The 3783-nt window shown below is 70.3% G+C and carries 4 protein-coding genes; all 4 read right to left on the minus strand.

The window, feature by feature from the left end; translation table 11 throughout:
- Positions 1–127: 127 nt before the first annotated feature.
- The gene (locus QH283_RS23955; RefSeq protein WP_280505194.1) at positions 128–1177 is read right to left on the minus strand and encodes a hypothetical protein; all 1050 of its coding nucleotides are present in this window, start codon (positions 1175–1177) and stop codon (positions 128–130) included.
- Between the two features lie 6 nt (positions 1178–1183).
- A complete protein-coding gene (locus QH283_RS23960; protein WP_280505195.1) occupies positions 1184–2044 on the minus strand; it encodes an ABC transporter permease in 861 nt (286 codons plus the stop codon).
- Positions 2044–2880: an MlaE family ABC transporter permease gene (locus tag QH283_RS23965; protein ID WP_280505196.1), complete on the minus strand. Its 837-nt coding sequence runs from the start codon at positions 2878–2880 to the stop codon at positions 2044–2046. Before QH283_RS23965 ends, QH283_RS23960 begins: the two co-directional genes overlap by 1 nt.
- A 266-nt stretch (positions 2881–3146) precedes the next feature.
- Positions 3147–3783: enoyl-CoA hydratase-related protein (locus QH283_RS23970; RefSeq protein WP_280505197.1), on the minus strand; the 637-nt coding region annotated here is incomplete at its 5' end.

The following is a 3783-nucleotide window of genomic DNA, read 5'->3' on the forward strand; positions in this document are numbered from 1 at the left end:
GTTATCGGGGCGGTGTGCCCGAGGGGGGGGCGGTCGAGGGGCGGTCGCACCAGGTGCATGCCGCCAACCCGCGCCCGGGCCGTCACCTGTACGCCCGCTGCCACCCGGAGAAAGAGTGCCCGGGTCGTCATCGGCCTCCTCCCGGTGCGGTGAGCACAGCGGCCAACGGTGCGGCCAGGCCGGGCACGGCGTCGAGTTCCACGGCCACGCCGACGGCGGGACCGGCGGGGGTGTCGCGCACCGTGCGGCCGAGCCGGTCCAGCAGTTCGGTCAGTCGCGCGCCGGCCAGGTGCGGATCACCCACCGCGGCCGGTACCCGGTCGACGATCGTCGCCATGATCGGCAGCAGGTCGGCGAAGTACTGCTCGGCGGTGGTGAATGTCCGGGTGACCTCGGGCAGCAGCTGGAACTGGATGCCGTCGAACATCTCCCGGAAGCGGGCCATGTTCTCCGGTTCGGAGAAGTACTCGTTGCGGTAGGCCGCCTCCAGCAGGTCCAGACCACCGGTGAGCATGGGTGGCAGGCCCGCCAGCGCGGAGCCGTACTGCCGCAGCAGGAACGACGGCGGCAGTTGCCTGGTCTCCACGTAGGCGCGGGCGGTCGCGCCGATCGCCTCGAACAGCGGTGTGAAGGCGCCGATGTCGCGGGAGACGGTGCCGAGCAGTTCCGCCAGGCGCGGGGTGAGCACCTGATCGGTGAGCAGGCCGGTCGAGGTGAGCAGCGACGACAGAGTGGCATCGCGGACCCGGTCCGGCGCCTCGGTGAGATCGATGGTGGCGCCGTCGGTCAACTCCGCGCCTCCTGGCCGCGAGCGCAACTGCAGGGTGGTGATGCCGAACAGATTGCCTGGCGCGTAGTCGAGGGCCACCGCATCGGTCAGCCCGAACAGTTGTGTGCTGTCGAGGGCGAGTTCGATGCTCTTGCGGCCCGGTTCCGCCGCGGTGATCGACACGACCGAACCGATCCGCACCCCGTCGAGCCGGACATCGGTGCCTGCCTCCACGCCGACGCCCACCCGGCCGGTGACCAGCTCGACACGGATCTCGTGCGCCGGTGGCGATTCGGGATACACCCGCCAGGCGAAGCAGGCGGCGAGCGCGGCGAGCACCGCGCACAGGCCGATGACGCGGGCGCGGCGCGGCCCGACCTCGGCGCCGGAGAGCAGATAGGCAGGCATGCGGCATCACCCGGTGAACGTGATCGGGGACTGGAAGCCCCACAGCAGGATCGTGGCGACCATGTCCAGCGCGATGATCGACACCAGGCTGGCGCGGATGGCGCGACCGGAGCCGACGCCGACGCCCTCCGGTCCGCCGGTGGCGAAATAGCCCTGGTAGCCGTGGATGAGCACCACCGCGATGGCGAAGACGGTCACCTTGATGGTCGCGGCGACGACATCCCAGCTGAGCACGAACTGATCGAAGTAATGGTCGTAGGTGCCGCTCGGCGTGCCGTGGAAGACCGTGACCACCACCTCGCAGGACAGATAGCTCAGGATCAGCGCCACCACGAAAGCCGGTGCCACGGCCACGATTCCGGCGATCACCCGGGTCGTCACGACGAACGGCACCGAGCGGATGCCCAGTGACTCCAGTGCGTCGATCTCCTCGGAGATGCGCATGGAACCGATCTCGGCGGTCATCCGGCAGCCCGCCTGGGCGGCGAAACCCACGCCCGCCGCGATCGGGGCGAGTTCGCGGGTGATGCCGAACGCGGAAATCAGGCCGCTGAGCTGACCCATCGACAGCAGGTTCAGCGCGCTGTAGGCCTCGATGCCGATGGAGGCCCCCATCGCCGCGCCGAGCAGCAGCATGAGTGGCACCACCCCGCCGCCGATGATCACCGAGCCGCGCCCCCAGGTCATGTCGGTGACCACCAGCATGGTCTGACGCCGGTAGCGGCGCAGCGTGTAGGGCACCGAGGACAGCACCTGCCAGCAGAATCCGAGGGCGAAGCCGAGCGCGTCGATCGGCTCCAGCACCCGCATCCGGCGCAGCTTGCCGACCCACTGGAAGCCGGGCGGGAAATAGGCGGCCGCGGGCATCAGGCCATCCTGACCGGCAGGAACATGGTGACCACCTGGGTGATGACGGTGTTGAGCACCGCCACCGCAGCCACCGACATGACCGCCGCGGCGTTCACCCCGTCGGCCACCCCGCGCGGGCCGCCCTTGGCCTCGAGGCCGCGCTGGCAGGCCACCACCACCACCAGGAATCCGAAGATCATCGCCTTGAGCAGGGAGACCCAGATGTCGACCGGGGTGGTGAACGAGCCGAAGGACGACCAGTAGCTGCCCGGCGTCACATCCAGGGCGGCCACCGCCACCACGAACCCGGCCGCGATGCCCATGACGATGATGAGGATGTTCAGCAGCGGCGCGACCAGCATCATGGCCGCGATGCGGGGCACCACCAGCCGCTGGATCGGGTCCACGCCCATCACCCGCAGCGCGTCGACCTCCTCGCGGATGGTGCGCGCCCCGAGGTCGGCGGCGATGGCGGCCGCGCCCGCACCGCCGAGCAGCATGGCCGCCGCCATCGGCGCGCCCTGCTTGATCACCCCGAGACCGCCGGCCGCGCCGATCATGGTGTCGGCGCCGAGCTGGGAGACGATATTGCCGACCTGCGCGGAGAGAATGACTCCGAACGGAATCGCCATCAGCACCGCGGGAATCGCGGTGACGGTGATGAGAAACCATGCCTGGCCGAGGGTTTCGCGGATCTGGAAGCGCAGCCGCAGCGCGTCGAGCACGCCGATGCGAATCGCGCCCGCTCCGATACGCAGCGCGCGGCCCAGGGTGGCGATGCTGCTCAGCACCGTTTCGGCGAAATTGCGGCGGAGGATCGCACCGTTGGCGGACCACGATTCGACCGGCCTCATCGATACCCTCGTCATTAGATGAACAATGCTCCAGACCTATGCCTAGACAGCTGTCCGAACGCTACTACAAGGCTGCGGGGAGCGGCGGGGGAATCGATGACATTCTCGGCGCGGGCGAATTCGGTGGAGCGAATTTCGCGAATATCGGCCGCACGCCGGGGCGGACACGCATCCCCCCCGGCGCCGGTGTGTCGGTCCGGGGCGGATGCTGCGGGCGTTCCACCACCTGCCGGGCGGATCGAAACGGTTCGCCCGGCAGGGCGAATTCAGGAAATGGCGTCCTCGATCCACTTCTCCAGGTCCGGGAGGTCGCGACGCGCGACACCGGTGAAGGAGGGCTCGCGCTTCTCCAGGAACGCGCCGATGCCCTCGGCGATGTCCTTGGAGCGCAGCGCGTGCGGGATGGTCTTCTTGTCGAACCGGAACGCGGCCTCCGGGCTGCCCTCGGCGGTCATGGCGACCAGGCCGCGGCGGATGACCGCGGCCGAGCCGGGGGCGATCTCGGTGGCGATCTCGCGGGCGAGGGCGTAGGCGGCGTCGAGCACCTGCTCGCGCGGGTGCAGGCTGGTGACCAGGCCCGCGGCCAGCGCCTCGTCGGCCTCGATCAGCCGTCCGGTGAGCATCCACTCCTTGGCCTTGGCCAGGCCGACCAGTTGCGGCAGGTACCACAGCGAACCGGCCTCCGGCGCGAGACCGCGGCGGCCGAAGACGAACCCGAAGCGGGCGTCGTCGGCGGCGACTCGGAAATCCGCGGGCAGGGTCATGGTGATCCCGACGCCGACGGCCGGGCCGTTGAGTGCGGCGATGACCGGTTTCCGCGCGTTCGTCATGGGGCGGGGGGCGCCCCGGGGGCCCGCCCCCCACACCCGGCGGGGGAAGAGGTCCAGCCCCCCCCCCGCCCCC

This window comes from Nocardia farcinica (assembly GCF_029867845.1).
GTDB lineage: Bacteria > Actinomycetota > Actinomycetes > Mycobacteriales > Mycobacteriaceae > Nocardia > Nocardia farcinica_A.